At 63.6% G+C, this 23,952-nt stretch carries 24 protein-coding genes and 1 tRNA gene; 11 read left to right on the forward strand and 14 right to left on the reverse strand.

All coding sequences use genetic code 11. The annotated features are described in order from the left end of the window. Positions 1-12: 12 nt before the first annotated feature. Genes FB598_RS03995 through FB598_RS04005 form a run of 3 tightly spaced genes read left to right on the forward strand, consistent with a single transcriptional unit; the run spans position 13 to position 2,299 of the window. Positions 13-315, forward strand: a complete 303-nt coding sequence (locus tag FB598_RS03995) for a DUF3649 domain-containing protein (RefSeq protein WP_141913082.1) — start codon at positions 13-15, stop codon at positions 313-315. After that, the gene (locus FB598_RS04000) at positions 312-1,952 is read left to right on the forward strand and encodes a PepSY domain-containing protein (protein ID WP_141913083.1); all 1,641 of its coding nucleotides are present in this window, start codon (positions 312-314) and stop codon (positions 1,950-1,952) included. The genes FB598_RS03995 and FB598_RS04000 overlap by 4 nt, the downstream gene beginning before the upstream one ends. Then, positions 1,949-2,299, forward strand: a complete 351-nt coding sequence (locus tag FB598_RS04005) for a DUF3325 domain-containing protein (RefSeq protein WP_141913084.1) — start codon at positions 1,949-1,951, stop codon at positions 2,297-2,299. Before FB598_RS04000 ends, FB598_RS04005 begins: the two co-directional genes overlap by 4 nt. Positions 2,300-2,329: 30 nt before the next feature. Here FB598_RS04005 and FB598_RS04010 read toward each other — a convergent pair whose 3' ends face one another. Continuing rightward, positions 2,330-3,712, reverse strand: a complete 1,383-nt coding sequence (locus FB598_RS04010) for an NAD(P)H-dependent oxidoreductase (protein ID WP_183405807.1) — start codon at positions 3,710-3,712, stop codon at positions 2,330-2,332. A gap of 175 nt (positions 3,713-3,887) precedes the next feature. On the opposite strand from FB598_RS04010, the gene FB598_RS04015 reads away from it, so the two are divergent. Further along, complete coding sequence (locus tag FB598_RS04015) at positions 3,888-4,793, forward strand: LysR family transcriptional regulator (RefSeq protein ID WP_141913085.1); 906 nt, start codon at positions 3,888-3,890, stop codon at positions 4,791-4,793. A 53-nt stretch (positions 4,794-4,846) separates the two neighbouring features. Here the strand turns inward: FB598_RS04015 and FB598_RS04020 are convergent, their stop codons facing one another. The 4 genes from FB598_RS04020 to FB598_RS04035 all read right to left on the reverse strand — a co-directional run bounded on the left by FB598_RS04020 (position 4,847) and on the right by FB598_RS04035 (position 8,950). Then, positions 4,847-5,035: a hypothetical protein gene (locus FB598_RS04020; RefSeq protein WP_141913086.1), complete on the reverse strand. Its 189-nt coding sequence runs from the start codon at positions 5,033-5,035 to the stop codon at positions 4,847-4,849. A gap of 288 nt (positions 5,036-5,323) precedes the next feature. Then, positions 5,324-5,977, reverse strand: a complete 654-nt coding sequence (locus tag FB598_RS04025) for a DUF1120 domain-containing protein (protein ID WP_141913087.1) — start codon at positions 5,975-5,977, stop codon at positions 5,324-5,326. Between the two features lie 205 nt (positions 5,978-6,182). Next, on the reverse strand, positions 6,183-7,973 hold the full coding sequence (locus tag FB598_RS04030; RefSeq protein WP_141913088.1) for a methyl-accepting chemotaxis protein: 1,791 nt from the start codon (positions 7,971-7,973) through the stop codon (positions 6,183-6,185). Positions 7,974-8,194: 221 nt separating this feature from the next. Beyond that, entirely contained in the window at positions 8,195-8,950 is a 756-nt protein-coding gene (locus FB598_RS04035; protein ID WP_141913089.1) for a YdcF family protein, read from the reverse strand. Between the two features lie 164 nt (positions 8,951-9,114). Between FB598_RS04035 and FB598_RS04040 the strand changes: the two genes are divergently transcribed. Next, a complete protein-coding gene (locus FB598_RS04040; RefSeq protein ID WP_221628546.1) occupies positions 9,115-10,596 on the forward strand; it encodes an HdeD family acid-resistance protein in 1,482 nt (493 codons plus the stop codon). A 57-nt stretch (positions 10,597-10,653) separates the two neighbouring features. Beyond that, the gene (locus FB598_RS04045) at positions 10,654-11,508 is read left to right on the forward strand and encodes an alpha/beta hydrolase (protein ID WP_141913353.1); all 855 of its coding nucleotides are present in this window, start codon (positions 10,654-10,656) and stop codon (positions 11,506-11,508) included. 86 nt (positions 11,509-11,594) lie between these two features. On the opposite strand, the gene FB598_RS20865 is transcribed toward FB598_RS04045, so the two are convergent. The 3 genes from FB598_RS20865 to FB598_RS04055 all read right to left on the reverse strand — a co-directional run bounded on the left by FB598_RS20865 (position 11,595) and on the right by FB598_RS04055 (position 13,526). Next, entirely contained in the window at positions 11,595-11,726 is a 132-nt protein-coding gene (locus FB598_RS20865; protein WP_255463968.1) for a hypothetical protein, read from the reverse strand. Between the two features lie 714 nt (positions 11,727-12,440). Further along, a complete protein-coding gene (locus FB598_RS04050) occupies positions 12,441-12,860 on the reverse strand; it encodes an NAD-GH domain containing protein (RefSeq protein WP_183405809.1) in 420 nt (139 codons plus the stop codon). Between the two features lie 57 nt (positions 12,861-12,917). After that, the gene (locus FB598_RS04055; RefSeq protein WP_141913092.1) at positions 12,918-13,526 is read right to left on the reverse strand and encodes a gamma-glutamylcyclotransferase; all 609 of its coding nucleotides are present in this window, start codon (positions 13,524-13,526) and stop codon (positions 12,918-12,920) included. Between the two features lie 394 nt (positions 13,527-13,920). On the opposite strand from FB598_RS04055, the gene FB598_RS04060 reads away from it, so the two are divergent. Together FB598_RS04060 and FB598_RS20660 are read left to right on the forward strand one after the other, a co-directional pair. After that, positions 13,921-15,549, forward strand: a complete 1,629-nt coding sequence (locus FB598_RS04060; RefSeq protein ID WP_141913093.1) for a methyl-accepting chemotaxis protein — start codon at positions 13,921-13,923, stop codon at positions 15,547-15,549. A gap of 175 nt (positions 15,550-15,724) precedes the next feature. Beyond that, positions 15,725-15,868: a hypothetical protein gene (locus FB598_RS20660; protein WP_183405810.1), complete on the forward strand. Its 144-nt coding sequence runs from the start codon at positions 15,725-15,727 to the stop codon at positions 15,866-15,868. 77 nt (positions 15,869-15,945) lie between these two features. On the opposite strand, the gene FB598_RS04065 is transcribed toward FB598_RS20660, so the two are convergent. The 4 genes from FB598_RS04065 to FB598_RS04080 form a co-directional block, all read right to left on the reverse strand. Further along, positions 15,946-17,010 carry a quinone-dependent dihydroorotate dehydrogenase gene (locus FB598_RS04065; RefSeq protein WP_141913094.1) on the reverse strand — a complete coding sequence of 355 codons (1,065 nt, stop codon included), beginning with the start codon at positions 17,008-17,010 and terminating at the stop codon, positions 15,946-15,948. Positions 17,011-17,108: 98 nt separating this feature from the next. Then, positions 17,109-17,837 (reverse strand): arginyltransferase, encoded by a 729-nt coding sequence (locus FB598_RS04070; RefSeq protein WP_141913095.1) that lies wholly within the window; start codon positions 17,835-17,837, stop codon positions 17,109-17,111. A gap of 129 nt (positions 17,838-17,966) precedes the next feature. Then, complete coding sequence (gene aat / locus FB598_RS04075; RefSeq protein ID WP_141913096.1) at positions 17,967-18,710, reverse strand: leucyl/phenylalanyl-tRNA--protein transferase; 744 nt, start codon at positions 18,708-18,710, stop codon at positions 17,967-17,969. An 18-nt stretch (positions 18,711-18,728) separates the two neighbouring features. Further along, a complete protein-coding gene (locus FB598_RS04080; protein ID WP_141913097.1) occupies positions 18,729-19,295 on the reverse strand; it encodes an NUDIX hydrolase in 567 nt (188 codons plus the stop codon). Positions 19,296-19,488: 193 nt separating this feature from the next. On the opposite strand from FB598_RS04080, the gene FB598_RS04085 reads away from it, so the two are divergent. Further along, positions 19,489-19,565, forward strand: a tRNA-Met gene (locus FB598_RS04085). A 180-nt stretch (positions 19,566-19,745) separates the two neighbouring features. Then, complete coding sequence (locus FB598_RS04090; protein WP_141913098.1) at positions 19,746-19,985, forward strand: hypothetical protein; 240 nt, start codon at positions 19,746-19,748, stop codon at positions 19,983-19,985. 110 nt (positions 19,986-20,095) lie between these two features. Here the strand turns inward: FB598_RS04090 and FB598_RS04095 are convergent, their stop codons facing one another. Next, positions 20,096-21,031 carry an acyltransferase family protein gene (locus tag FB598_RS04095; RefSeq protein WP_183405811.1) on the reverse strand — a complete coding sequence of 312 codons (936 nt, stop codon included), beginning with the start codon at positions 21,029-21,031 and terminating at the stop codon, positions 20,096-20,098. 437 nt (positions 21,032-21,468) lie between these two features. On the opposite strand from FB598_RS04095, the gene argE reads away from it, so the two are divergent. After that, the gene (gene argE, locus FB598_RS04100) at positions 21,469-22,677 is read left to right on the forward strand and encodes an acetylornithine deacetylase (protein ID WP_141913100.1); all 1,209 of its coding nucleotides are present in this window, start codon (positions 21,469-21,471) and stop codon (positions 22,675-22,677) included. Positions 22,678-22,752: 75 nt separating this feature from the next. Here the strand turns inward: argE and FB598_RS04105 are convergent, their stop codons facing one another. After that, positions 22,753-23,916 carry an MFS transporter gene (locus FB598_RS04105; RefSeq protein ID WP_141913101.1) on the reverse strand — a complete coding sequence of 388 codons (1,164 nt, stop codon included), beginning with the start codon at positions 23,914-23,916 and terminating at the stop codon, positions 22,753-22,755. Between the last annotated feature and the right edge of the window lie 36 nt (positions 23,917-23,952).

Here is a 23,952-nt window from a genome sequence, read left to right on the forward strand (position 1 = left end):
CAAGCGAACATCATGAAATCAACGACGCAATCCGGCCCGACGATGCGGTACCGCCTGGCCGTTCTTTCGCGCATAGCCGCCGCCATTGGCGGCGGTTATGCGCTGGCCGGCCTGTGCACAGCATTGCTGGCCGCGTGGCTGCCGATGGCGCGGGCCGATGCCGTGATGACGGCTACCATGCTGTCATTTTCCATCCATGCCTGCGCCGTGATCTGGGTGTTCGCCGCGCGCGACGCCTGGCGCGCCTGGATCGGCCTGGGCTGGCCGACGCTGGCGCTGGCGGCGGCATACTGGCTGGGCCGGGGCGCGTCATGAGGGAAGGTTTTCGCCAGTCGATGGCATGGTTGCATACCTGGAGCGGCTTGTTGGTGTGCTGGGTATTGCTGCTGGTGTTCGCCGGCGGCGCCGCCAGTTATTTCAAGGACGAGATCACGTTCTGGATGAAGCCGGAACTGCATGCCGGCGCACGTGATCCGGTGGCGCCGGCGGTGGCCTTGCAGCATGCGGTAGCGTATCTGGAGAAACAGGCGCCGCACGCCGAGCGCTGGTTCATCAGCCTGCCGTCCGAACGCAGCAGCGCCATACGGGCAGGCTGGATCGGTCCGCCGTCCGGCAATGGCGCCAAGGACACGCCGCGCAGCCGCTTCAGGAGCGAACTCCTCGATCCCGCCAGCGGCCAGAAGATGGCCGCCGTGCGCGAGACCCGTGGCGGCGAGTTCCTCTACCGCCTGCATTTCGACCTGCACTACATGCCTGCCATCTGGGCGCGCTGGATCGTCAGCGTCTGCGCGATGTTCATGCTGGTGGCGATCATCAGCGGCGTCATCACGCACAAGCGCATCTTCAAGGATTTCTTCACCTTCCGTCCGGGCAAGGGACAACGTTCCTGGCTGGACGCGCACAATGCCACCGCCGTGCTGGCCTTGCCGTTCCACCTGATGATCACCTATACCGGGCTGGTCACGCTGATGTTCATGATCATGCCGTGGGGTGTCCAGGCCGCTTATCGGGACAAGGGAGGCGAATCCGCTTTCTTCGAAGAGGTCTTCCCGGTCGGCGCCGGGCGCGCCAAGCCGGCTGGCGTGGCGGCGCCGCTGGCAGCGATGGCGCCGATCCTCGAACAGGCCAGCCGGCATTGGAATGGTGCGCCGCCGGCCACTATCGTGGTCAACAATCCGGGCGACGCCAACGCCACCATCGTCGTCACCCGCCAGAAAACGCGCACCCTGTCTTACCTGCAGCCGGGCATGCTGTTCAACGGCGTCTCCGGTGCGCAGGTCTCGGCCATGGGCGACGACCCCAGCGCCGCGGCAGTCACGCGCGGCGCGCTGTACGGACTGCATATGGGGCATTTCGCCGACCCGTGGCTGCGCGTGCTGTTCTTCCTGTGCGGCTTGGCCGGCTGCGTGATGGTCGCCAGCGGCGCGCTGCTGTGGGCGGTCAAGACGCGCCAGAAGCAGGCCAAGGCCCTGGCGCAGGGTGCGCGCCGCACGTTCGGGCTGCGCCTGGTCGATGCCCTCAACATCGGCGCCATCGCCGGTTTGCCGATCGCCTTCGCCGCCTATTTCTGGGCCAACCGCCTGCTGCCGGTCGGCTTGCCGCAGCGGCCGCAGATGGAGATCGCCTGCTTCTTCGCGGCCTGGGCCGCCGCTGCCGTGCTGGCGCAGATCCGCCCGACGATGGGCATGTGGCGCTTCCAGTTGTCGGTGGCGGCGGCGATGTTCATCGGCATCCCCATCCTCAACGTCTTCACCACGCACTCCCATCTGGGCGTGACGTTGTTGCTGGGGCGCGGCCCGTGGCCGGTAGCCGGCTTCGACATCACTGTGCTGCTGCTGGGCAGCGCGCTGGCGCTGGCGGTGCGCGCGCTCGGCAAGCGCGAAAAGAAACAGGACAAGGCCGCTGCGGCCGGCGCCAGGACCGAGCCGGGCAAGCTCAAGGAGGCGGCATGAATCCCTTCGGTGTAGCGCTGGCGATGGCGCTCGGTTATTGCGCCTGGAGCGCCTTGTCCATGGCGATGGATCGCCATTACGCGGATATCCACGGCCGCGGCGCCGAACCCGGCGTCGCGCAGCGCAGGCGCCTGCGCTGGTTGGGGGCACTGGGCATCGCCTTGACTTGCGCGGTGGCGGTGGCGATGCTGGGCTGGACCATCGGGCCGGTCGGTTGCATCGGTTTCCTGAGCATGGCGGGTGTGCTGCAGGTGCTGTCGCTGACGTATGCGCCGGCGCGCGTTCCGGTGTTTTCGCGCTGGCTGGCGTATGCGGCGCCGGTGCTGGCGGGGCTGTGGTTGTTGTGATCCTGTGCGCATCGGGCGTTTGCTGAGGAATCAGGCCGCCTTTTCCTTGCGCGGTTCGCGCAAGCCCATTTCCTTGCGGAAGATATCTTCCATCTCGCGCCGCACCCTGATCGCCTCGCGCGAAGCGTCGATGGCCACGTCCGCCCAGCTCACCGTCTGGCCGGCGGCCACCGGCCGCTGCAGCACGATGCCATGCGCCAGCCCGATGGGCAGCGCCTCGTGGTTGAGCGAGGCGGCGGCCGGCATCAGCTTGCCGTAGACCATGTAGCCGCCTTCGCCATCGAGTTTTTCGCCCGGCTTGAGGTCGCGCTTGGCGACGGCCACCGTGTCGCCTGCGAATCCCCGCGTGTCGCCGGTCGGCTGGCCGCGCACCGCGATGCTGGCGACCGAGTAGCCCAGTTCCAGGCCGATCAGATGATAGGGTTTGTACATCGAGGCGAAGCGGCCGCTGGCGTCGGTCTTCAGGCCGTATTGGGCGAAACAGTCGCGCACGTAGTCGGTGGGCGCTTCGAAGGTAACGTAGACGCCCCAGCGCAGGTCGCGGAACACCGGACGGCCGTCGCGTTCCAGCGAGGACACCACTTCCACCGTGCCCGAGTGCGGCAGGATGCCGCCGGCCGCTTGCGGACGCAGGATGGTCGGCAGGTCGTCCACGCCGCAGGGCGGGAAGGCCAGGCCGGCGTCGGCCGGGCGCAGGCCGCAGGCGTTGGAGACGGCGGCCATCTCCAGCGCCGATTTGGTGCCGTCGAGGAAGGAGTTGAACATCTGCGGGTTGAAGTCGCCGCCGGCCACCTGTGCTTCGCTGAAGCCGTAGTGGCCCCATACCGTGTCCGGGGTGGACTGGTGATAGACCGGCAGGTACTTGGTGCCCTTGCCGGCGCAGACCACCTCGAAACCGGAGGTGCGCGCCCAGTCCACCATCTCGGCGATCAGCGCCGGCTGGTCGCCGTAGGCCATCGAGTAGATGATGCCGGCTTCGGCCGCACGCCGCGCCAGCAGCGGGCCGGCCAGCGCATCGGCCTCGACGTTGACCATGATGATGTGCTTCTTGTGCTGGCAGCACAGCAGCGTGTGGCGGATGCCGGCGGCCGGGCTGCCGGTGGCGTCGATCACGATGTCCAGCTCGGGCCGCGCAATCAGCGCCTCGGCGTCGTCCTGTACGAAGGTGCTGCCGTGCCGCAGCGCCTCGTCCCACGAACGCGCGGCATATTGCTCGGCTTTCCAGCCGACCCGCTGCAGCGATTGCTGCGCGCGCTGCGGCGACAGGTCGGCAATGCCCAGCAGGTGCACGCCCGGCGTGCGCGGCACCTGCGACAGGAACATCGATCCGAACTTGCCGGCCCCGATCAGGCCCACCCGCACCGGCTTGCCTTGTTCGGCCAGCGCCTTGAGTTGATTGAACATCGTTGCCATGCCGTCTCCTCGCGTTGATGTGTAAAACCCGCGGGGCCGGTGCGTTTGCCGTTATCCGTTTGTCGCTATCCGGCCATCGTTGTAGCGAAAAGAGTAGCATTGGGGTTTTCACGCGTAAATGTCGAAATTTGCACATTTGTCGTGCAATAAATCGCATATCCAACAGGGCTCAACGATGAGGAAATTCGACTGGGATGACCTGCAAGCCTTCCTCGCGGTGGTGCGCACCGGACGCCTGACGGTGGCCGCGCGCAAGCTGGGGGTGGACCATTCCACGCTGAGCCGGCGCATTGCCGGGCTGGAGCAGGCGATCGGGGCCACGCTGTTCGACCGCCGCGCGGCCGGTTATGCGTTGACCGCCGAAGGCGAGCGCCTGGTGCCGGATGCCGAGGCGATGGAAAACCTGGCAATCTGTATCCGTTCGCGCCAGGACGATGCGGCCCAGGGGCTGACCGGGTCGGTGCGCATCGGCACGCCGGAAGCATGGGGCACCTATTTCCTGGCGCCTGAACTGAAGGAACTGGCGCGCCTGCATCCCGAGCTGGAAGTGGAGCTGGTGGCCAATCCGCGCATGTTCAGCCTTTCCAAGCGGGAGGCCGACATCGCAGTGAGCATGACGCGGCCGGAACAGGGCCGGCTGATCGCGCGCCGCCTGAACGACTACGAACTAGGCATCTATGCCGCGCGCAGCTATCTGGCCGAACACGGCGAGGTCGCCGGCCGCAGCCAACTGACGCAGCACCGCTGGGTCGGCTATATCGAAGACCTGATGTGGTCTTCCGAGCTGGATTATCTGGGGGAAATTTCGGCCTCGCTGGCGCCGCACATCCGGATTTCCAATGTGATCAGCCAGGTGCAGGCGGTGGCCGCGGGCGTCGGCCTGGGGGTGCTGCCGTGTTTTCTGGCGCGACGGGAGCCGGAGCTGGTCAGGGTCTTGCCCGATGAGATCCGACTCACGCGCTCCTACTGGCTGCTCACGCATGCCGATGCGCGCGACCTGGTGCGGGTGCAGGCGGTGGCGGATTTCATTTTCAGCCGCCTGGCTGCGCGCGGCGGGGATTTCTGGAGGGATACGGCGTAGCCGGCGGGTAGCGGGAAGAGGGGAATAAAGCAGCGTCGATAAAGCACCGGCGTTCAGCTGCTGCGCGCTTTCTCGATGGTTTCGCGCGCAGCTTCCATCATGGCGGCGGGCTCGGGGGCGTTGGATTCCAGGTAATGGTTTTCCAGCGTGACGGCCAGGTTGCTCATCTTTTCCGACAGCTCGGCCAGGGCCACGCTGAGTTCACACATCAAGGCGGAGATGTTCTTCGGCGGTTGGTCCATGGCTGCGTCCTTTTCAGAGTGCGATCCCCCCTGTTGGCATGTCCGGAGATTCAGTGCGGCGCCAGCAAAGTAGGTACAAACCGATTGCGTTGCACGTTCCCGATTATTCTATGACGAATATCCCTTGGACTGTTGGGCGTCTCAAAGGTGCGGGAAAAAATGCAAGAAGAAGGGAAATTGTTTGGCATATGGCAATCATGCGCGCCATTGCCTTGCGCAGCCGGCAATCCATGAAAGCCGGACTTGCCGTTGTGCCATGGCAAGCCCGGCGGTAGCGGGAACGGGTTCTTACAGGTATTTCACTTCGATGGTGGCCGAGCCGTCCAGCGGCACGTCCTGGTCCAGCGGCAGTTCTTCGGCCTTGTTGAGCACCGGGTTCACCGTGATCAGGGTCGACAGCACCTTTTGCGCGACCGGTTGCGTGCCGTTGCCGGTGAAGGAGAAATACTGGCCTTGGTGCTGGATGTAGCCGCTGCCGGCATTCCAGTTGCTGCCGTTGTCGGTGGAGACGATGCTGGTGACGCTGCGGCCGTCCGCGGTGGCGCCATCCTGGAAAGAGAGCACGTAGCCGCCGACCTTCTTGCCGGCCATGGCGCCCAGTCCGAAGTTGTACGCGTTGCCGGCCTGGATGCTGTCGGTAATGCCGGCCACGCGCGAGGAAGCGCGGTTGTCGATGACGGTCAGGGCGATCTTGGCGGCGGCGTTGCAGCTCACGGTCAGGGCGATCTGGCGGGCCGGCAGGGCGGTGGTTTGGCCGTGGCGCAAGGCGCCGGCCGAGATGCTGCCATAGTCGACCACGCCATCGGCGGCCAGGATAGGAGTGCAGGCCGCCGGACGGATCACGCCGGTGACCTTCAGCTCCACCGACGGCGCCGCATGCGACAGGCTTGCTGCGCTTGCAGCGGCAACCAGGGTCAGCATGTTCAGGAGGCGTTTCATCATCGGTTCGGCTTGTCGGTAAGCGCAATGGGTTGCGCGATGAAGCCATTCTCCCGATCCGGGTCTCCCATTTATATGGGAAAAATCTCAAAAACCTTCTGAAATCCAGGTTCCCCGGCAGCGCTTTCTCCATGAAAAAGCCCGCACTGGGCGGGCCTGAGGTTGTCGGGGCCAGATCGGGCGATATCGATCTGGCAACAGGGGCCGGTCAGAACGTTTCCCAATCGCCTTCATTGTCGCCGGTCGGCAGGCGCGAAGGCGATTTCGCGGCGGGTTGGGTGGCCGGCTTTGCTGCTGCGGCTGTGTTCGTTTTGGCGGCCGCAGCCGCAATGGGCTTTGCCGGGGCCGGCCGGGTTGCCGCCGCGGGCTTTTTGATGGCGGCAGGGGCGGGCGCTTTGGGACGCGGCGCCGCCGCCGGCGCCGGTGCGGCCTGGACGCCGTGCGCTTGCGCGGCATCGATGCGGAAGCTGTTGACCAGCCCTGCCAGCGTGGAGGCCTGATCCTGCAGCGACTGCGCCGCGGCGGCAGCCTGTTCGACCAGCGCGGCATTTTGCTGCGTGCTTTCATCCATTTGCGAGATGGCGCTGCCCACTTCGGCGATACCGGCGCTTTGTTCCTGGCTGGCTGAACTGATCTCGCCGACGATGTCGGTTACGCGCCTGACGCTGGCGACCACCTCGGTCATGGTCGCGCCGGCCTGCTCGACCAGTTTGCTGCCGGTATCGACCTTGGCCACCGAGTCGTCGATCAGCGCCTTGATCTCCTTGGCCGCCGATGCCGAACGCTGCGCCAGCGAGCGCACCTCCGACGCCACCACCGCGAAGCCGCGGCCCTGCTCGCCGGCGCGCGCGGCTTCCACCGCCGCGTTCAACGCCAGGATGTTGGTCTGGAAGGCGATGCCGTCGATCACGCCGATGATGTCGGCGATCTTGCGCGAACTCTCGGTGATGCCTTCCATGGTCTGCACCACCTGGCCGACCACGCTGCCGCCCTGGATCGCCACTTCCGAGGCCGACTCTGCCAGTTGATTGGCCTGGCGCGCGTTGTCGGCGTTTTGCTTGACGGTGGAGGTCAGTTCTTCCATCGCCGAGGCGGTCTCTTCCAGCGAGCCGGCCTGCTGTTCGGTGCGCGAGGACAGGTCGAGGTTGCCGCTGGCGATTTCGCCGGAGGCGGTGGCGATGGTGTCCGCCGAGAGCTTGATGTTGGAGATGGTCGACAGCAGCGAATCGCGCATGCTGCGCACCGAGAACAGCAGGCTGCTGGTGTCACCCGGCCTGGTCTCGATGTCGGGCGTGAGGTCGCCTTGCGCGATGCGGTTGGCGACATCGGCCGCACGCGCCGGATCGCCGCCGATGGTGCGCATGATGCCGCGGTTGATGAAGACCACCAGCGCCACCAGCGGCAACGCCACCAGGGCAAACAGCGCGGCTATCTGCCACAGCGTACGCATGAAGGCGGCATGGATGTCATCGGTGTAGGCGCCGGTGGTCATGTTCCAGTCCCAGGGCTTGTAGGCGATGACGAAGGAGGTCTTGGGCACCGGATCGGCTGCGCCTACCTTGGGCCACAGGTAGTTGACGAAACCGCCTTCGGGGGCGGCGCCGGCTTTCGAGATTTCCACGAACAGGAAGGTTCCGGCCGGATCCTTGAGTGTGGACAGGTCCTTGCCGTCAAGCTCGGGTTTGATCGGGTGCATCACGACGATCTGTTTGGAGGTCGAGATCGAGAAGTAACCATCGGCGCCGTAGCGGATGCTCTTGACGGCGGCGATGGCGCGTTTCTGGGCCTCTTCCTTGCTCAGTGCGCCGCTGTCGGCTTGTGCGCCATAGCTTTTGACCAGCGAGAGAGCGCTCTGGCCGATGTTGGTGAGGTCGTTTTTGCGTTCCTCCAGCCGGATATTGCGCATGGTCACCGCACTGAATATCGAGATGGCAAGCAATGCGGCCAGGCTCAGGACAAGCGGCAGCCAAAGTTTTTTATTGAATGACAGCTGGCTCATGGTGACGTCTCCCTGGTTTGATGATGTTGTGTCGGCGTCTTTGCACCGTGGAAATTCCATTGCGCTTCACTTGTTCGGGCTGGGTGAGCACGGATGAGCGTAACACTGTTATCGGCACGGTATCCAGGGAACTTTATTTTCACAGGAAGGAATTTGGGGGGCGGGAAACAACGCCGCAATGAGACGCGGCATCCGGCCGGATCCGGAAAAACGGGGCAAGCTCAATGGCGGATCTGGTACCAGGCTTGTCCGATCCATTCGCGCATGGCGTAGCTGGACAGCTGCAGGTTCGATGCGGAAGGGAAATAATCGGTGATCAGCGGCCTTGCCGCGCTGGTGAAGACCGTGGGGGCCGGCGTGACCTTGAATCCGGCGCCGGCAAAGGCGCGCACCGAGCGCGGCATGTGGATGGCGTCGGTGACCAGCAAGATGCGTTCGATGCCGGCGGCCTGGAGCAGCGCGGCCGACATGGCCGCATTGTCGTAGGTGGTGTTGGAGCGCTGCTCTTGCCAGCGCGCCTCGGCGCCGAGATCGCGGCGCAGGGTGCGCGCCATGAGCGCGGCTTCGCTTTCGGGCGAGCCGTCGGGATTGCCGCCGGTGACCAGGATCGGCAGCCCGGTCTTCCGGTGCAGGTAGGCGCCGTATTGCAGGCGTTTCATGCCGATCAGGCTGGCTTCGTCGGTATTCCCGTATTCCGGCGCGTTATCCAAGCGCCCGGCACCCAGGATGACGATGGCTTGCGCATCGCCTGCCGCCGCCAGCGGCGGATACTGGTTCTCCAGCGGCCGCACCAGCAGCATGGCGCCGGGGCGCGTGCTCAGCACCAGCAACATGGCCACGCCCAGAAAGATCAGCAGATTGCCGGCTTTGCGCATGCGCCGGCGCAGCAAGAAGCCCGCCGCGCAAAGCAGGAGCGAGTTGACCGGCGGAAGCAGCAGGGCGCTGGCGATGGCGGAAAGCAGGACGGAAAAAGGCATCGGTGGCGGCAGTCGGGCAGCGAAAATGATTTCATTGTCGGCCATCCCGCTGTTTTGATCTACCATTGCCGCGGAGAAGAAAAGGGCGGCGGGTTGCCTTGCCGTACTGAACACAGCAGAATCGCGTCATTAAAAATGGAAGGGCGGACGCCCCGGGGAACAGAGTGATACGTCTTGTCTTGTTGTTGCTGGGGGCGGATTTCATCCGCCGTAATTGGCATGTGCTGGCGATCGTCGGCCTGGCCTGGGGCGCCATCGGCGTTTCGCTGATGATCGATGCCCTGGATGGGGTGCTCAATTTCCCGTTGTCCCTGTTCGGCTACCTGCTGTTGCTGGAAAGCCTGGCGACGCTCTGGGTGGCCAACAGCGGCATCGGCGCGCAGAAAACCCTGCGCTACGTCAAGGGCGGGATTTTCCTGCTGATCGCGCTGTTGATCATTACGCCATTCCATGCCAACAACATGCTGCTGGCCATGCTGTTCGGCGCCGCCTTTGCCATCGGCGGCGGGCTGCAGATTACGTCGGCGCTGGTGGTGCGTTTCCCGCGCTGGCGCGCGGCGGTCGCCGGCGGCGGCGTGCAGATCGTTCTCGCCATCATCTTTGTCCAGCCGTATCCGACCCACTATAAGGGCACGGTGCCGTTCTGCCTGGCACTGGGCCTGATCTTCGGCGGCTGGAGCATGATCTGGCTGGCGTTGCGCACGCGCATGCTGCCGCAGCGCGTTTCGGTCGACATGCTGGCGCGGCGCAATAGCGCCGACAGCCGGCCGTTCGATGCCGGCCTGTATCGCGGCGACGAAGCGATGAAGCCGATGCTGATGCAAGCCGATGGCGGCGTGCTGGGCAAGGGATGGAAAGCGCCGGCGGCAGCCACGGAAACAAGCCCCGGCCGGCAGGGCGGCGCAGGGGAAAATTCGCCGCAAGAGCAAGATGGCGATCAGCCTGCCATGACGGTGCACGTGTGGACGCCCACCGGCAGCGCCAAGGGGCCGGCGCGGCGCCAGCCGGTGATCGACCGCTACATTGCCGCGGTCGATACCAATGGCGTGATCTCCACCGGCCATGCCGCGCTGGAAGCGTCGCCCGACCTGTACATCAGCCTGTATCCGGCCGAAGAGATCGATCGCTCGCCCGACCAGTTCGCCCGTCTGTTGCGCGCCACCGCCGATAACGACGTCAAGGGACGTTACCTGAGCGACTACCCGAGCGAAGCCGCGGCATGGTGCGAGTCGACCGAAAAGATCGTGTTTCGCGACTACAGCCGCCAGCGCCTGGAGCGCTTCTGGCGCCGCTATCGCCAGAAGGAAATCTACAACCTGACCTATCGCAATTGTTCCAGTACCGTGGCGCAGGCATTGGAGGCCGCGCTGGAAGGCGTCATCGGTGCGCGCGACCGGCACTGGTTCAATGCGATCAGGATGATGTTCACGCCGGAGATCTGGGTGGCCAGCCAGATCCACAAGCGTGCGCAGACCATGGCCTGGACGCCGGGACTGGTGCTGGATTACTCGCGCGCGCTGCGGGCGGTGGTGCATCCGCGTCCCTTGTCATGGACGACATCGCTCCAGTTGGCCTTGCGCCAGAGCCGGCGGCTTCGGGAAATATGGCGGGCGCGCCGCAGTTACGACGAGCGGCGCGAACCCTGAGCTTTGACGATGCATGACGGCGCCGTGGCGGGCCGGGAAACGGAGAGAAGCATGAGCATGCCGCAGGCGGCGCCGTTGGCGCCTCAGGAACATTGGTTGCAGGCCGCCGACGGCACCCGTCTGTTTTGCCGCGACTGGCTGTTGCCCGGCGCGACGGCGGCGGTGCAAATGGTGCATGGGCTGGGGGAGCATGGCGGGCGTTATGCGGAACTGGCGCGCTTGTTCAATGAATCCGGCATGTCGGTGCGCGTGTGCGACCATCGCGGCCACGGCAATTCCGGAGGACGCCTGGGCAGCCTGACGCGTTCCGACGATCTGTTGCAAGACCTCAAGCTCAGCTTCGACGACTTCGCGCGCCGCACGCAGTGCGTGCCGATCCTGTTCGGCCACAGCATGGGCGGCCTGGTGGCGGCGTGTTTCGCCACCGGCGGATTCAGCCCGGTGCGCGCGCTGGCGTTGTCATCGCCGGCATTGGCGCTGGATATGCAGGCTTGGCAGAAGTGGTTGCTGGCGCTATCGAGCCGGGTGGCGCCGGGCTATTCGTTGCCCACCGCATTGCCGGCCAGCCGCATTTCGCACGATCCCGAACAAATCGCGGCCTATCGGCGCGACCCGCTCAATCACGGCAAGATCGCGCCGCGCATGCTCAATTTCATGCTGGATGCCATGCAGCAGGCCGTGTGCGCGGCCGGCCGGTTCCAGCAGCCGGTGCTGATGCAGGTAGCGGGCGACGATGCGTTTGTCGCCCCGCGCGGCAGCCGCGACTTTTTCGATGCCTTGCCGGCCGGCCGCAAGACCATGCATTGGTATGGCACGGCCTACCACGAGATATTCAATGAAGCGCCGGAAATCCGGGAGCTGGCCAGAAACGATCTGCGCCAATGGCTGGCGCAATTGCCAACGGATGCCTGAAGCGACTAAAGACTCGGGTTCGGAAATTAACCGGAAATTACCCATGTAAAGAGGGTTTCGGGCGCTTTCGCGCCCCTGCATCGGCCTCAGGGCTGTCCGCTGGGGGCATTGCTGAAGGCGCAACGGCTGTCGAATCCGACGAAGCCCGGCGCGCAGGCGCAGCCGCCCAGCGCCAGCAGCAGCGTGATGGCAGCGACAGTGGAGGCAAGACGCATCATGCGTATTCTTTCGTTCCGGTTTGCAAACCTGCGAGTGTAATGGCCCGTCAGGCTTTTGCAAGATGCAGGGGGGGAGGGCGCGCGCGCCTGGCGGCACGCCATCTTGTCATTTCCTGTCGACGCCGGTCTTGCCGGCACGGCAAGCAAGATTGCCTGGATTGCCTGACGGAAAAGAAACCTTGTTATCAATATCAATGATAAGAAGGCAAGATAGAGAGGTAAGGGAGTGGCGGGATGAAAAAGAAAAAAGCGGATTGTCTGCATTGCAATGCGACAATTACCGCTTTTTCAGAGTTGCCGTTTTTACTCCCCATCTCCTTGGGACAAGGAGAGCCGGCCAACCGGGGAAGCTGATTACTTGATCGAAATCAGGTAGCGGGCGACCATTGCGCCGATCAGCAGGGTGTAGGGCAGAAAGTCGGTAACGATGTTCATAATGAGCTCCGCAAAAAAGTTGATCTGTTGCGTTGCAATATATGTGTTTCATCGAAAAGCGGCCAATTTTGAATCCCAATATCAGTTATCGATTTCTTGAATAACTGGACGAAGCCCTGTGCGCATCATGCCCGGGTATCTGAAAACCCTTTGATATCAATGGCTTGCAGCCAAGTCGTTGCAGGGGAAAAGAGCCTGTGCAGCGATGTGCCGCGGAAAAGCATCGCCGCGCGGTGTTTCATCCGCGCGACATGCCAACGTTGGCGGCGCAGCAGGGGATTATTGCCCGGCCAGGCTCATTTTCAGGCCGCGCAGATCGGAAGCGATGCGGATCCTGTAGGCGGCGCCGTTCTTCACATCCAGCGTGATCTTGTGCTGGTCGGTATACCCGGGCGAATTGAGGGTATGGACCGGTTTGACGCTGAAGACGTAACTGCCCGGCTTGAGCCAGATCGCCAGTCGTTCGCCGCCGGTGATCTGCGCCAGCACCACGTCGTTGATGGCCAATTCCATCATTTCATTGTTGAGCATGCCGCTGTCGCGGGTGAACTCGATCCGGTTCAGCCCGCTTTCCTGTTGCGTCATGCTCTTGATATAGACGCGCGACGGCGGAATGTCCCCGCTGGCGGTCCGTTCGACCGGAGACGCGCACCCCGCCAGGGCGATCACGGTTGCACATGCTGCGAGCACTTTGATCATGTTCCTCATCCTTGTGTTTTTGATGGTGTTTCTGCTGGAGCCGGCAACGATAGCACGTCAGGCCCGGTTGCCGTCCGCGCACTGATGCGCCGCCGCCGCTTCCCGTTCCAGTTGCAGCAGGTGTTTTTCTATCTCGAAGACATGCGTGTCGTCGCTGCCCAGCTCGCGCAGCGCCTGCGCCAGCAGCAGCAGGTATTCGCTGTTGCGCCCGCTGGGGCCGGCTGCGCGGAAGATCTGGCGCGCGATTTCCTTTTCGCTGGCGGGGCCGGCGAAGGCGGCGTTTTCTTCCGAGGCGATGTAGATCAGGCCTTCGGCTTTTTCCGAGTCGCCGAAGTGGATGTCAGTTACCAGACGCAGGTAGCCGTTCTTTTCGCGGTGGTCGAGATGGGCGAAGACGCCCGGGGTGATCAGGTAGGCCATGCCGGAGCAGACCGCATCGGCTTGCGGCACCAGCGTCACCACCCGGCCCGGCGCCTCGGCGGTGCCGCGATGGTCGTGCGAACCCTGCCAGAAGCGGCGCGCCCAGCCGAGGATGTGGGCGGGACGCCGTTCGATGAAGGGGAAATCGGCCTTGAAGATGATGGATCCGTAGCCGAACAGCCAGACGCTGTCGCGACCTTCGAAGTGGGCCATCTGCTGGTTGATGGAAATTGTGTTGGCGGACATGGTTTCGCGGCAGGCGGACGGTGCGGCCGTCCCAAGCCATCCATTATAAAACCGCGATAGCGTTGCGTTGGATCTCCAGAGAAGGAGTTGTCGGTACGGCAAGCGTTTCATCGGCGCAACGCCATGTCAATGCCGCCCGCGTCCAGTCCCCCGGGGACCGGCCGGGAAATAGCTTTTTCTCCCGTTTTCAGGATGGCATTCCCTTGCCGGACGTGACTTGGGCGCACACAGATTTTCCAGTATGTAATTTTTTCACTGGTCAGACCAATCAATTTTGGCTTTTAATATCGCCCGTGAGGATTTTCCGATCGGCAATAAATAAATGATGCGGCCGGCCTCTGGCGGACCGCAAGCGAGACCATACGAACAACATCAAGAAATCCAGGAAGAGAACATGAAAATCATCAGCAATATGTCGATAGGCAAACGCTTGGCATTGGGTTTCGGCCTGATCCTTGCGCTATCGATCGTCATCACCAGCATCGGCTTCTGGCGCTTGCAGGCGTTGTCCGAGGCAACCCATGAAATGATGCGCCAGCCGCTGGCCAAGGAGCGCCTGATTTCGGACTGGTATGCCAACCTGTACGGGGGGATCCGCCGCACCTTGGCCATCGCCAAGAGCGCCGATCCTTCGCTGACCGAATACTTCGCGCAGGATGCGGCGACGTCTTCCAAGAACTCGGCCGAGACCCAGGGCAAGATCGAACCCTTGATCGAGAGCGAAGAGGAGCGGGCGGCTTTCGCCCAGATTGCGGTGGAGCGCAAGGCGTATCTCGCCGGCCGCGATGAGATCAACAAGGTCAAGGACACTGGCGACCTGGCCGAGAGCAACCGCGTGCTGGACCAGGTGTTCGTGCCGGCCGCCAACCGCTATCTGGATGCGATGCAGAAGCTGCAGCAGATCCAGCGCGACGCTATCGACCGCATGGCGCAGGATATCGATGACATCGCCGCCCGCAGCAAGATGCTGATGCTGGGGCTGGAAATATTGGTCCTGGCCTTCGGCATATTGTGCTCGTGGTGGCTCACGGTCAGTATCATCAGGCCGTTGCGCACCGCGGTCGACGTCTCGCGCCGGGTGGCGCAAGGCGACCTGAGCGCGCAATTCAAGGCCGAAAGCCGGGACGAAACCGGACAGTTGCTGGCGGCCTTGAAAGACATGAATGACAGCCTGCGCAATATTGTCAGCCAGGTACGCACCGGCACCGACACCATTGCCAATGCCTCCGGCGAGATCGCCAGCGGCAACCTCGACCTGTCGGCGCGCACCGAGCAGCAGGCCGGTTCGCTGGAGGAGACCGCCTCGGCGATGGAGGAGCTGACCTCCACCGTCAAGCAAAACGCCGACAACGCGCGCCAGGCCAACCAACTGGCCAATTCGGCTTCGGCCGTGGCGGTGCAGGGCGGCAGCGTGGTGGGGCAGGTGGTGCAGACCATGAGCTCGATCAACGACTCCTCGCGCAAGATCGTCGACATCATCAGCGTGATCGACGGCATCGCGTTCCAGACCAATATCCTGGCATTGAATGCCGCGGTGGAAGCGGCCCGTGCCGGCGAGCAGGGCCGCGGTTTCGCGGTGGTGGCGTCGGAAGTGCGTTCGCTGGCGCAGCGTTCCGCGGCGGCGGCCAAAGAGATCAAGGCGCTGATCGACGACTCGGTCGACAAGGTCGGCGCCGGCAGCCGCCTGGTGGAACAGGCGGGGCAAACCATGGCCGAGGTGGTCGAAAGCGTCAGGCGCGTGACCGACGTGGTGGCCGAGATCACTGCCGCCAGCCAGGAACAGAGCAGCGGCATTGAAGAGATCAATCGTGCCATCACCCTGATGGACGAGAGCACGCAGCAAAATGCCGCCCTGGTGGAACAGGCCGCTGCCGCTGCGCGTTCGATGCAGGACCAGGCTGCGGATCTGGCATCGCTGGTGAGCGTGTTCCGCTTGGAGGGCAGCCTGGGATATGGCGCACGCGGCGCCGATGACGGGCGCACGATCGAGATGACGTCGCCCAGCCCCAGGCTGGAGGGTTGAGTTGAGCGGTCGGATGGCAATGGCGTCCGCCGCCGCGTCAAAATCTTCCTTGCACTTGGCGTCGCGGCATCCCGTTTGAGCATAAAATGGCGCCTGCCGGGGCGCGATGCGCGGAGTTTGCGTGGTTCCCGGCAGCTATTCGAGAGTGCTTCATCCGAATTTTCAGGGGAATATCATGCGTGTCGTTGCCATGTTGTTGACGCTGGCGGTCGGTGTGGTGCTGGCCGGTTGCGAGAAAACCGATTTTGAGAAGAAATCCGAATCCGACGCGAATGCGCGGCGGATTTTGAATCTCAAGCGCGAGGCGTCCAAGGACTGATATCGTCGCCTCCCGGAATGCAAAACAGCAGGCGTGCGCCTGCTGTTTTTTTTCGTGCCGGAAAAGTCGGGAGCGGCTCAGTGATGCGCTGCCGCCGTGGCAACCGGCGCGCGCAACGCCTCGGCGCATTCGCGCACCAGCGCCGGCCCCCGGTAGATCAGGCCGGTATAGAACTGTACCAGCGAGGCGCCGGCATCGATCTTGGCGCGCGCATCGGCGCCACTGAAAATGCCGCCCACCCCGATGATCGGCAGGGCGTCGCCCAGTTCGGCCTTCAGGCCGCGGATCACATTGTTGGACAAGGCGAACACCGGCTTGCCCGACAGGCCGCCGGCTTCATCGCCGTGCGGCATGCCGTTGACGGCATCGCGCGTGATGGTGGTGTTGGTGCCGATGACGCCGTCGATCCGGTGCCGCAGCAGCGCGTCGGCTACGTTCTTGACCTGTTCGGCATCCATGTCCGGCGCGATCTTCAGGGCTACCGGCACATAACGGCCGTGGCGGTCGGCCAGGCGGCGCTGGGCCGACTTCAGTTGCGACAACAGCGCATCCAGCTCGGAAGCGCCCTGCAACTGGCGCAGGTTCTTCGTATTGGGGGAAGAGATGTTGACCGTCACATAACTGGCGTAGGGATAGACCTTTTCCAGGCAATGCACGTAGTCCTCTGCGGCGCGCTCGATCGGGGTGTCGGCATTCTTGCCGATGTTCAGGCCGAGCACGCCCTGTTTTTCCTGGTAGAAGCGCGAGGCCTGGACGTTGGCCACGAAGGCGTCGACGCCGCCGTTGTTGAAGCCCATGCGGTTGATCACCGCGCCGGCCGCCGGCAGGCGGAACATGCGCGGCAGCGGGTTGCCCGGCTGGGCGCGCGGCGTGACCGTGCCGACCTCGATGAAGCCGAATCCCAGCGCGGCCAGGCCGTCGATGTAGGCGCCGTCCTTGTCCAGCCCGGCGGCCATGCCGACCGGATTGGGGAATTCAATGCCCATCACGGTGCGCGGGTCGCGGGCCGGCTTGGCGATGATGTCGGTCAGGCTGTAATGCGCGGCGCAGCGCAGCGCCGGCAGCGTCAGGTGGTGGGCGGTCTCGGGTTTGAGGGAAAACAGCAGCGGCCGCGCGAGCGCGTAGAGGAATTTGTCGGGCACGATGTGGAAATGGCGGATGGCGGTGAAAAAAGTGCCGCTATTTTAACTTGCCGGAACAGGGTTTCCGCCATTTGGCGGCGCTGGATGTGGTATTGCCGTCAGCTTTCCAGCGGCGCCCATTCGCCCTTGTGCAGCGCCTCCAGCGGCTGGAAGTTGGTCTTGTAGGCCATTTTCGGGCTTTCCTTGATCCAGTAGCCGAGATAGACGTAAGGCATGTCCAGCTGGCGCGCCTGCTCGATCTGCCACAGGATGTTGTAGGTGCCGAAGGAGGCGCCCGGCATGTCCGGATCGAAGAAGGTGTAGACCGACGACAGGCCGTCGTTGAGCACGTCGATGATGCTGACCATGCGCAGCACGCCGTCGGGCTCGCGGAACTCGACCAGGCGCGTGTTGACCTTGCTTTGCAGCAGGAACTGCGCGTACTGGTCGCGGCTGTCCTGGTCCATGCCGCCGCCGGCGTGGCGCACCGACTGGTAACGCAAGTACAGCTCGTAGTGCTCATGCGCGTAGGTCAGGTTCGTCACCAGCGCCACCAGGTGCCGGTTGCGTTCCCAGGCGCGGCGCTGGCTGCGGTTGCGCACGAACTCTGCGGCGCGGATGCGCACCGGGGTGCAGGCGTTGCAGCCGTCGCAATAAGGGCGGTAGGTGAAGATGCCGCTGCGGCGAAAGCCGGTCTTGACCAGCTCGGAATACACATCCGCATTGATCAGGTGGGAGGGCGTGGCCACTTGCGAACGGGCTTGCTGGTGGTCGAGATAGCTGCACGGATAGGGCGCGGTCGCATAGAACTGCAGCGTGGAGAACGGCAAGTCTTTGAGATGCGTCATGTGCGTCCTGTCCTGTGATGCGGAAACCCGGCGGCAGGAGAGTGACGGCCGCCGGGCAGTGAGCCATGGCGTTAATTTACACCATTTGGATGATGTCTTGGTGGCGCGGAGCCGATCCAGGAAGCGGCCTCAGGAACGCTCTGCGGGCGGAATGCCGGTTTCCAGCAGGTTCAGCGGCTGCCAGCGGGTAATTTGCGGTTCGCGGATGGCCGCGCGCAAGTGGCGCAGGAAATCGTCGCGCGGGATGGGACGGGCCCCGAGCGAGGCCAGGTGCGAGGTTTCCTGCTGGCAGTCGATCATGTCCACGCCATGGTTGCGCAGGAACAGCACCAGATGCGCCAGCGCCACCTTGGAAGCGTCGTTGACGCGGGCGAACATCGATTCGCCGTAAAACATCTTCCCGATCGACACGCCATAAGCGCCGCCGACCAGTTCGCCATTGAGCCGCACTTCCGACGAATGGGCATAGCCGGCCCGGTGCAGGCCGGTATAGCCTTCGATGATTTCCGGCGAAATCCAGGTGCCTTGCTCATGCCGGCGCGGCTCGGCGCAGCCGCGCATGACTTCTTCGAAGGCCGTATCGAACGTGATTTGCCACAAGCCATCGCCATGGCGGCTGCGTTCAATGCGGCGCAGGGTCTTCCTGAGGCTGTCCGAAATCACGAATTGCGAGGTGCGCAGGACCATGCGCGGGTCGGTGCTCCACCAGAGAATCGGCTGGCCGTCCGAGAACCAGGGGAAGATGCCCTGGCGGTAGGCCTCCAGCAGGCGCGGCGGCGACAGGTCGGCGCCCGCCGCGAGCAGTCCGGCGGGATCTTTGAGCGCGCGCGAGACGTCGGGGAAGGGAGTGTCGATGTTGAGCCAGGCGATCATCCGCGAACTCTCTGCGGATCAGATCATGCGGCGCCGGATGTCATCGGTGTGCAGCGTGAAGCCGCCGTCACCGGTGCGCAGCTTCTTCAGATCCGCGAAGAAAGCGCGCAGCGTGAATTCCACCGTCGGGAAGGCGATATCCTTCCAGGGAATCTGCTCCTCTGTATACAGTGCAACTTCCAGGCTCTCGATGCCGGCCTGGTAATCCAGGTCGAGCAGGGTGGCGCGGTAGAACAGGTGCACCTGGTGCACATGCGGCACATTGACCAGCGAGAACAGCTCATGCAGCCTGATGCGCGCACCGGCTTCCTCCTCGGTTTCGCGCACGGCCGCATCCTCGGTGGTCTCGTCGTTCTCCATGAAGCCCGCTGGCAGCGTCCAGTAACCCAGGCGCGGCTCGATGGCGCGCTTGCAGAGCAATACCTTGAGCTGGCCGTCTTGTTCCCATACGGGCAGCGAACCCACCACCATCTTGGGATTCTGGTAATGGATCGTGCCGCAGCTGCCGCAGACGAAACGCTGGCGCGTGTCGTCCTGGGGAATTTGCAGCGACACGGGCTGACCGCATTCGGAGCAGAATTTCATAGAAGAGGATCGTCGTGGCTTGATTTGGTTGTTATCGGCATGCATGCGCGTCTCACTCCATCGGCCGGCGCCGCGGCACTGACATCGTTGCGCGCAGGCAGTGGCATGTGCGGGTAGCAGTGTATCACTGTAAAAAGATGGCAGAGAATGTTTGCATTCCATTTGGAAGTGTCATATAATCTTTTTCTTCAGACGCGGGGTGGAGCAGTCTGGCAGCTCGTCGGGCTCATAACCCGAAGGTCGTAGGTTCAAATCCTGCCCCCGCAACCAGATCGAAAAAGCCGTTGAATGTTCAAGCATTCAACGGCTTTTGCGTTTTCGGCTCCCGTTTTCATGTGATCGACAATCTTTCGCGCAAGCATCTTTGCATCGCGAAGAGCGGGCGGGGCCCGGCAGGGCTTGGAAATGCCGATGCCGTGTTAACATGGCTCGCATCTTTATGGAGGCTCAATGGAAACACCGGATCCGTGGATTGAACGCGCCGATGAACTCAAGGCGCACATCGAGGTTTTGCTGGAAACCCAGCTCAACGAGTATGAACAGATGGTCGCCAAGCTGGAGCAATGGAAGCAGAATCCAGCCGGGCCTTGGCTGACCATGGCCGATTACGAGCCCTGGCAGACTGCGCTGAAGAATCTGGAAGCGGCGCAGCGGGAATTCGATTTGCACATCAATTCGCGCGAGAAGTGAATGTCCGTGCCCGCCGGCGCCAAGGCAGCGGCGCGGCGGTATGGATCAGGAAGGCGGGGTTCCGGTTTGCAACGGAACCCCGGCTTTGTTTTTGGCCCGGGCAATGGCCGCTACAGGACAAATCCAAAACGCTTGCTGCGCGACAGGTAAAGGAACGGCAAGGTCAGCGCCAGGCTCAGCGTTACGGCGAAGATGAACATGCGCGTGCCGTCCGGGATGCCCAGTTTGCTGCCGATCACCATGCAACCCGGATGCAGCAGGTACAGCGCCGAGGAGATCTTGCCGAGCGGCCACGCGCTCTGGAATGGCCGGGCTTGCCTGACCTTGGCGAAGAAGGCCGGGCACACCAGCAGCAGGCCGGCGTACATGTCGAAACCGCGGCGGTTCTCGGCGTGGAACCAGGCCAACGAAATTTCAATGAACATCAGGCCCAGGCCCAGCGCCAGGATGGCGTTGGCGTGGCGCTCCAGGTAGCCGGCGATGGCATCGTAGTGGTAGCCGATGATGACGAAAGGCAGCCCGAAGAACAGCACATTGCGGTACAGCGCGTAGGATAGGGCGCCGTTGTATGCATAGTGGGCGACATACTGGATCGCGCAGCCCGTCGCATATAGCGCCAGCGCCAGTCCCAGGGCGAACCGGCTGCCGCGCTCGCGGATGCCGATGACGATCGCGCCCGCCATGATCAACGCCGACAGGTACCACAGGTGCCAGTGGCCGAACACGATCTCGCCGGCGAGATAGGCCAGGTTGAGCGGGAAGGCATAGCCGCCCGCCTGCGGCACATAGAGCGGCGAATAGAGCGCCATCCAGAACAGGTAGAGCAGGAGCACGCGCCTGAACCACTGCGCGTTGTCCTTCAACGCCCCGGTCTTGGGCATGAAATAGCCGTTGAGGATGAAGAACATCGGCACCGCCACGCGCAGGAAGCCATTGTAGAGATAGTAGGAGCCGGCCTGGCTGATCTCGCGGAAGATGTAGCAGTGCAGCGCCACCACCATCAGCGCCAGCGATATTTTCAGCACGTCGATGGATGCGTTTCTCACGGTCGGTTCCTCTCTGCTCGCATGGTGGATGGCGCGTGCCATGATCATTGACCGGAAGCCAACCGGATTCGTTCTGGAAATCCTTACATAATTTCGCAGTGCGTCAATTGGCGTGTGTTTTGGTTGATCGGAGGCGCCATTGTCGAGCTTGCCTGCCCGGCTTTTTTCGGAAGGGGGGAGCGTGGCCGCGGGAAATGAGGTGTAATGTCGCTTGTGTTGCGTCAAGCGTGCATACCGCGCGTGCTGATCGCGCTTCCTATAGCGTAAACGGCCGACGCAGGTCCCGGCCGTCGATCAGCGGCCACCGGGGAAATCCTATCCGGCCAGCCCAGGCGCCGCGCCGGCCGTGTGGTGGCACGGCGCTTGCTGCTGAGCTGGCGGGATCTGTCGTCGCCACAGGCGGCGAAGATTCCGGAATTGAACAGGCAAACATCATCATGAACGCACATCTCAAAACGGCAACGTCGGAACCGACGAAGCAAACGCTGGATATCCTCAAGACCCTCATCGGTTTCAACACCATCAGCCGCGAATCCAACCTTGGATTGATCGAATGGGTTCGCGATTACCTCGAACGCCACGGCGCCAGGACGCGTCTGACCTACGATGCCGAAAGGCGCAAAGCCAACCTGTTTGCAACCATTACGGGTGCGGCGGAAGGCAAGTCCGCATTCGGCACCGTGTTTTCCGGCCATACCGACGTGGTGCCGGTCAAGGGGCAGAACTGGGACACCGATCCCTTCGTCGCCCACGTCGCCGACGGCAAGCTGTTCGGCCGCGGCGCCTGCGACATGAAGGGCTTCATCGCCGTCTGCCTGGCGCGCTTGCCGGCGCTCGACCAGGGGCGCTTGCACACGCCGCTGCATTTCTCGTTCTCGTACGATGAGGAAGTCGGCTGCCTGGGCGTACGCGAATTGCTGGCCGACTTGCAGCGCAACGACATCCGGCCCACCGGCGTCATCATCGGCGAGCCGACCTCGATGCAGGCCGTGATCGCGCACAAGGGCAAGCGCTCCTACCGCTGCTCGGTGCATGGCCATGCGGCGCATTCCTCATGCCCGCACCTGGGCATCAACAGCATCGATTTCGCCGCGATGATGCAGCTGAAAATCCGCGAGATCGCCATGCGCGTGCGCGATTCGGAAGCCCGGGATTACGACTTCGATGTGCCGTATTCCTCCATCGTCACCACCATGTCCAATGGCGGCAACGCGCCCAACATCATTCCCGACAAGGCCGAGTTCGTGTTCGAACATCGCTTCTTGCCGGGTGTCGACCCGCAGCAGGTGTTCGAGGAAGTGAAGTCGTATGCGCAAAAGGAAATCGTGCCGCAGATGGCCATCGACGGCGCCCAGGGCCGCATCGAGTTCGAGACCCTGACCGCATATCCCGGCATGAGCACCGCGGCCGACGATCCGATCGTCGCCGCCGCGCTGCGCATCCTTGGCAGCGAACGCGCGCGCAAGGTCGGCTTCGGCACCGAAGGCGGCCTGTTCGGCGAAGCCGGCATGCCGGCCGTGATCTGCGGCCCGGGCGACATCGTCCAGGCCCACAAGCCCAATGAATTCGTCACGCTGGAGCAGTTGGCGCGTTGCGAAAGCTTCTTCGACAACTACCTGGCCTCGGCCAACCTGGACGCGGCCTGAGTTTTATCAAGGCCCCAAAAGCAAAGGCGCTTGCCCCTCAAGGGCAAGCGCCTTTTTCATTCCGCTTGGCCAGTGTCAGGCGGCCAGCCTGGGACGTTTCCGTTTATCCAGCGAGGCCGACAACGCCACGGTGGCCAGGCCCAGCAAGGCCACGGCCGAGCCGATCAGCGGCAAGTCGGTCAGCGGCAGGCCGATGGAAATCGCCACGCCGCCCAGCCAGGCGCCGGTGGCATTGCCGAGGTTGAACGCGCCCTGGTTCAGGGTCGAGGCCAGATTGGGGGCGCCGCGCGCGGTATCGAGCACCCGCACCTGCGCCGCCGGCACCACCGCGAAAGCGAATGCGCCCCAGGCGAACATGGTCACCAGGGTCGGCCATTTGTAGTGGCTGGTCCAGGAGAACAAGCCCAGCACGATGGCGATGCACAGGAAGACCGCGCACATCACCGGCATCAGTTTCCAGTCCGCCAGCTTGCCGCCGACCAGGCCGCCGACCGTGATGCCGGCGCCGAACAGCAGCAGCACCCAGCTTTCCTGTTGCGCGGTAAAACCGGTCACGTCCAGCAGGATGTAGGCGATATAGGTGATCACGCTGAACATGCTGATCGAGGCCAGCGTCGAGGTCAGCAGCGAGAGCTGCACCTGCGTGGCCATGATGGAACGGAATTCCTGGAAGATGTTGCCGCCTTGCATGGCGATCTTTTTCGGCAGCAGCGTCCATAGCAGGATCGCCGCCAGCACGCCGATGCCGGTCACCGCGCCGAAGGTGGAGCGCCAGCCGGCCGCGTGGCCGAACGCCGTGCCCAGGGGAACGCCGAGGATATTGGCCACCGTCAGCCCGGTGAACATCAGCGCCACCGCCTGGGCGCGCTTGTCGGGCGCGACCAGTTCGGCCGCCACCACCGAGCCGATGCCGAAGAACGCAGCGTGGCAGAACGCCGTGACGACCCGCGCCACCATCAGGAAAGCGTAGCTGGGCGCGATCGCGCACAGGATATTGCCAAGGATGAACAAGCTCATCAGTCCGACCAGCGCCTGCTTGCGCGGCCACTTGGCCGTCACGATGGCCAGGATCGGGGCGCCGGCGGCCACCCCCAGCGCATAGCCGGAAACCAGCATGCCGGCCGCCGGCGCCGAGACGCCAAGGTCGCGCGCGACGTCGGGCAGCAGGCCCATGATGACGAATTCAGTGGTGCCGATGCCGAAGGCGGCGATGGCGAGGGCGAACAAGGGCCAGTTCATGCGGATTCCAGGGAGGAAGGAAAGCGCAGCGGGAAT

Source organism: Herbaspirillum sp. SJZ106 (genome assembly GCF_006715495.1).
Classification (GTDB): domain Bacteria; phylum Pseudomonadota; class Gammaproteobacteria; order Burkholderiales; family Burkholderiaceae_D; genus Herbaspirillum.

Bases quoted from the DNA above. Each gene is read 5' to 3' on its own strand.
- FB598_RS03995 (WP_141913082.1), top strand. From the start codon at position 13: ATGAAATCAACGACGCAATCCGGCCCGACGATGCGGTACCGCCTGGCC.
- FB598_RS04000 (WP_141913083.1), top strand. From the start codon at position 312: ATGAGGGAAGGTTTTCGCCAGTCGATGGCATGGTTGCATACCTGGAGC.
- FB598_RS04005 (WP_141913084.1), top strand. From the start codon at position 1,949: ATGAATCCCTTCGGTGTAGCGCTGGCGATGGCGCTCGGTTATTGCGCC.
- FB598_RS04010 (WP_183405807.1), bottom strand. From the start codon at position 3,712: ATGGCAACGATGTTCAATCAACTCAAGGCGCTGGCCGAACAAGGCAAG.
- FB598_RS04015 (WP_141913085.1), top strand. From the start codon at position 3,888: ATGAGGAAATTCGACTGGGATGACCTGCAAGCCTTCCTCGCGGTGGTG.
- FB598_RS04020 (WP_141913086.1), bottom strand. From the start codon at position 5,035: ATGGACCAACCGCCGAAGAACATCTCCGCCTTGATGTGTGAACTCAGC.
- FB598_RS04025 (WP_141913087.1), bottom strand. From the start codon at position 5,977: ATGATGAAACGCCTCCTGAACATGCTGACCCTGGTTGCCGCTGCAAGC.
- FB598_RS04030 (WP_141913088.1), bottom strand. From the start codon at position 7,973: ATGAGCCAGCTGTCATTCAATAAAAAACTTTGGCTGCCGCTTGTCCTG.
- FB598_RS04035 (WP_141913089.1), bottom strand. From the start codon at position 8,950: ATGCCTTTTTCCGTCCTGCTTTCCGCCATCGCCAGCGCCCTGCTGCTT.
- FB598_RS04045 (WP_141913353.1), top strand. From the start codon at position 10,654: ATGCCGCAGGCGGCGCCGTTGGCGCCTCAGGAACATTGGTTGCAGGCC.
- FB598_RS20865 (WP_255463968.1), bottom strand. From the start codon at position 11,726: ATGATGCGTCTTGCCTCCACTGTCGCTGCCATCACGCTGCTGCTGGCG.
- FB598_RS04050 (WP_183405809.1), bottom strand. From the start codon at position 12,860: ATGATCAAAGTGCTCGCAGCATGTGCAACCGTGATCGCCCTGGCGGGG.
- FB598_RS04055 (WP_141913092.1), bottom strand. From the start codon at position 13,526: ATGTCCGCCAACACAATTTCCATCAACCAGCAGATGGCCCACTTCGAA.
- FB598_RS04060 (WP_141913093.1), top strand. From the start codon at position 13,921: ATGAAAATCATCAGCAATATGTCGATAGGCAAACGCTTGGCATTGGGT.
- FB598_RS20660 (WP_183405810.1), top strand. From the start codon at position 15,725: ATGCGTGTCGTTGCCATGTTGTTGACGCTGGCGGTCGGTGTGGTGCTG.
- FB598_RS04070 (WP_141913095.1), bottom strand. From the start codon at position 17,837: ATGACGCATCTCAAAGACTTGCCGTTCTCCACGCTGCAGTTCTATGCG.
- aat (WP_141913096.1), bottom strand. From the start codon at position 18,710: ATGATCGCCTGGCTCAACATCGACACTCCCTTCCCCGACGTCTCGCGC.
- FB598_RS04080 (WP_141913097.1), bottom strand. From the start codon at position 19,295: ATGAAATTCTGCTCCGAATGCGGTCAGCCCGTGTCGCTGCAAATTCCC.
- FB598_RS04090 (WP_141913098.1), top strand. From the start codon at position 19,746: ATGGAAACACCGGATCCGTGGATTGAACGCGCCGATGAACTCAAGGCG.
- argE (WP_141913100.1), top strand. From the start codon at position 21,469: ATGAACGCACATCTCAAAACGGCAACGTCGGAACCGACGAAGCAAACG.
- FB598_RS04105 (WP_141913101.1), bottom strand. From the start codon at position 23,916: ATGAACTGGCCCTTGTTCGCCCTCGCCATCGCCGCCTTCGGCATCGGC.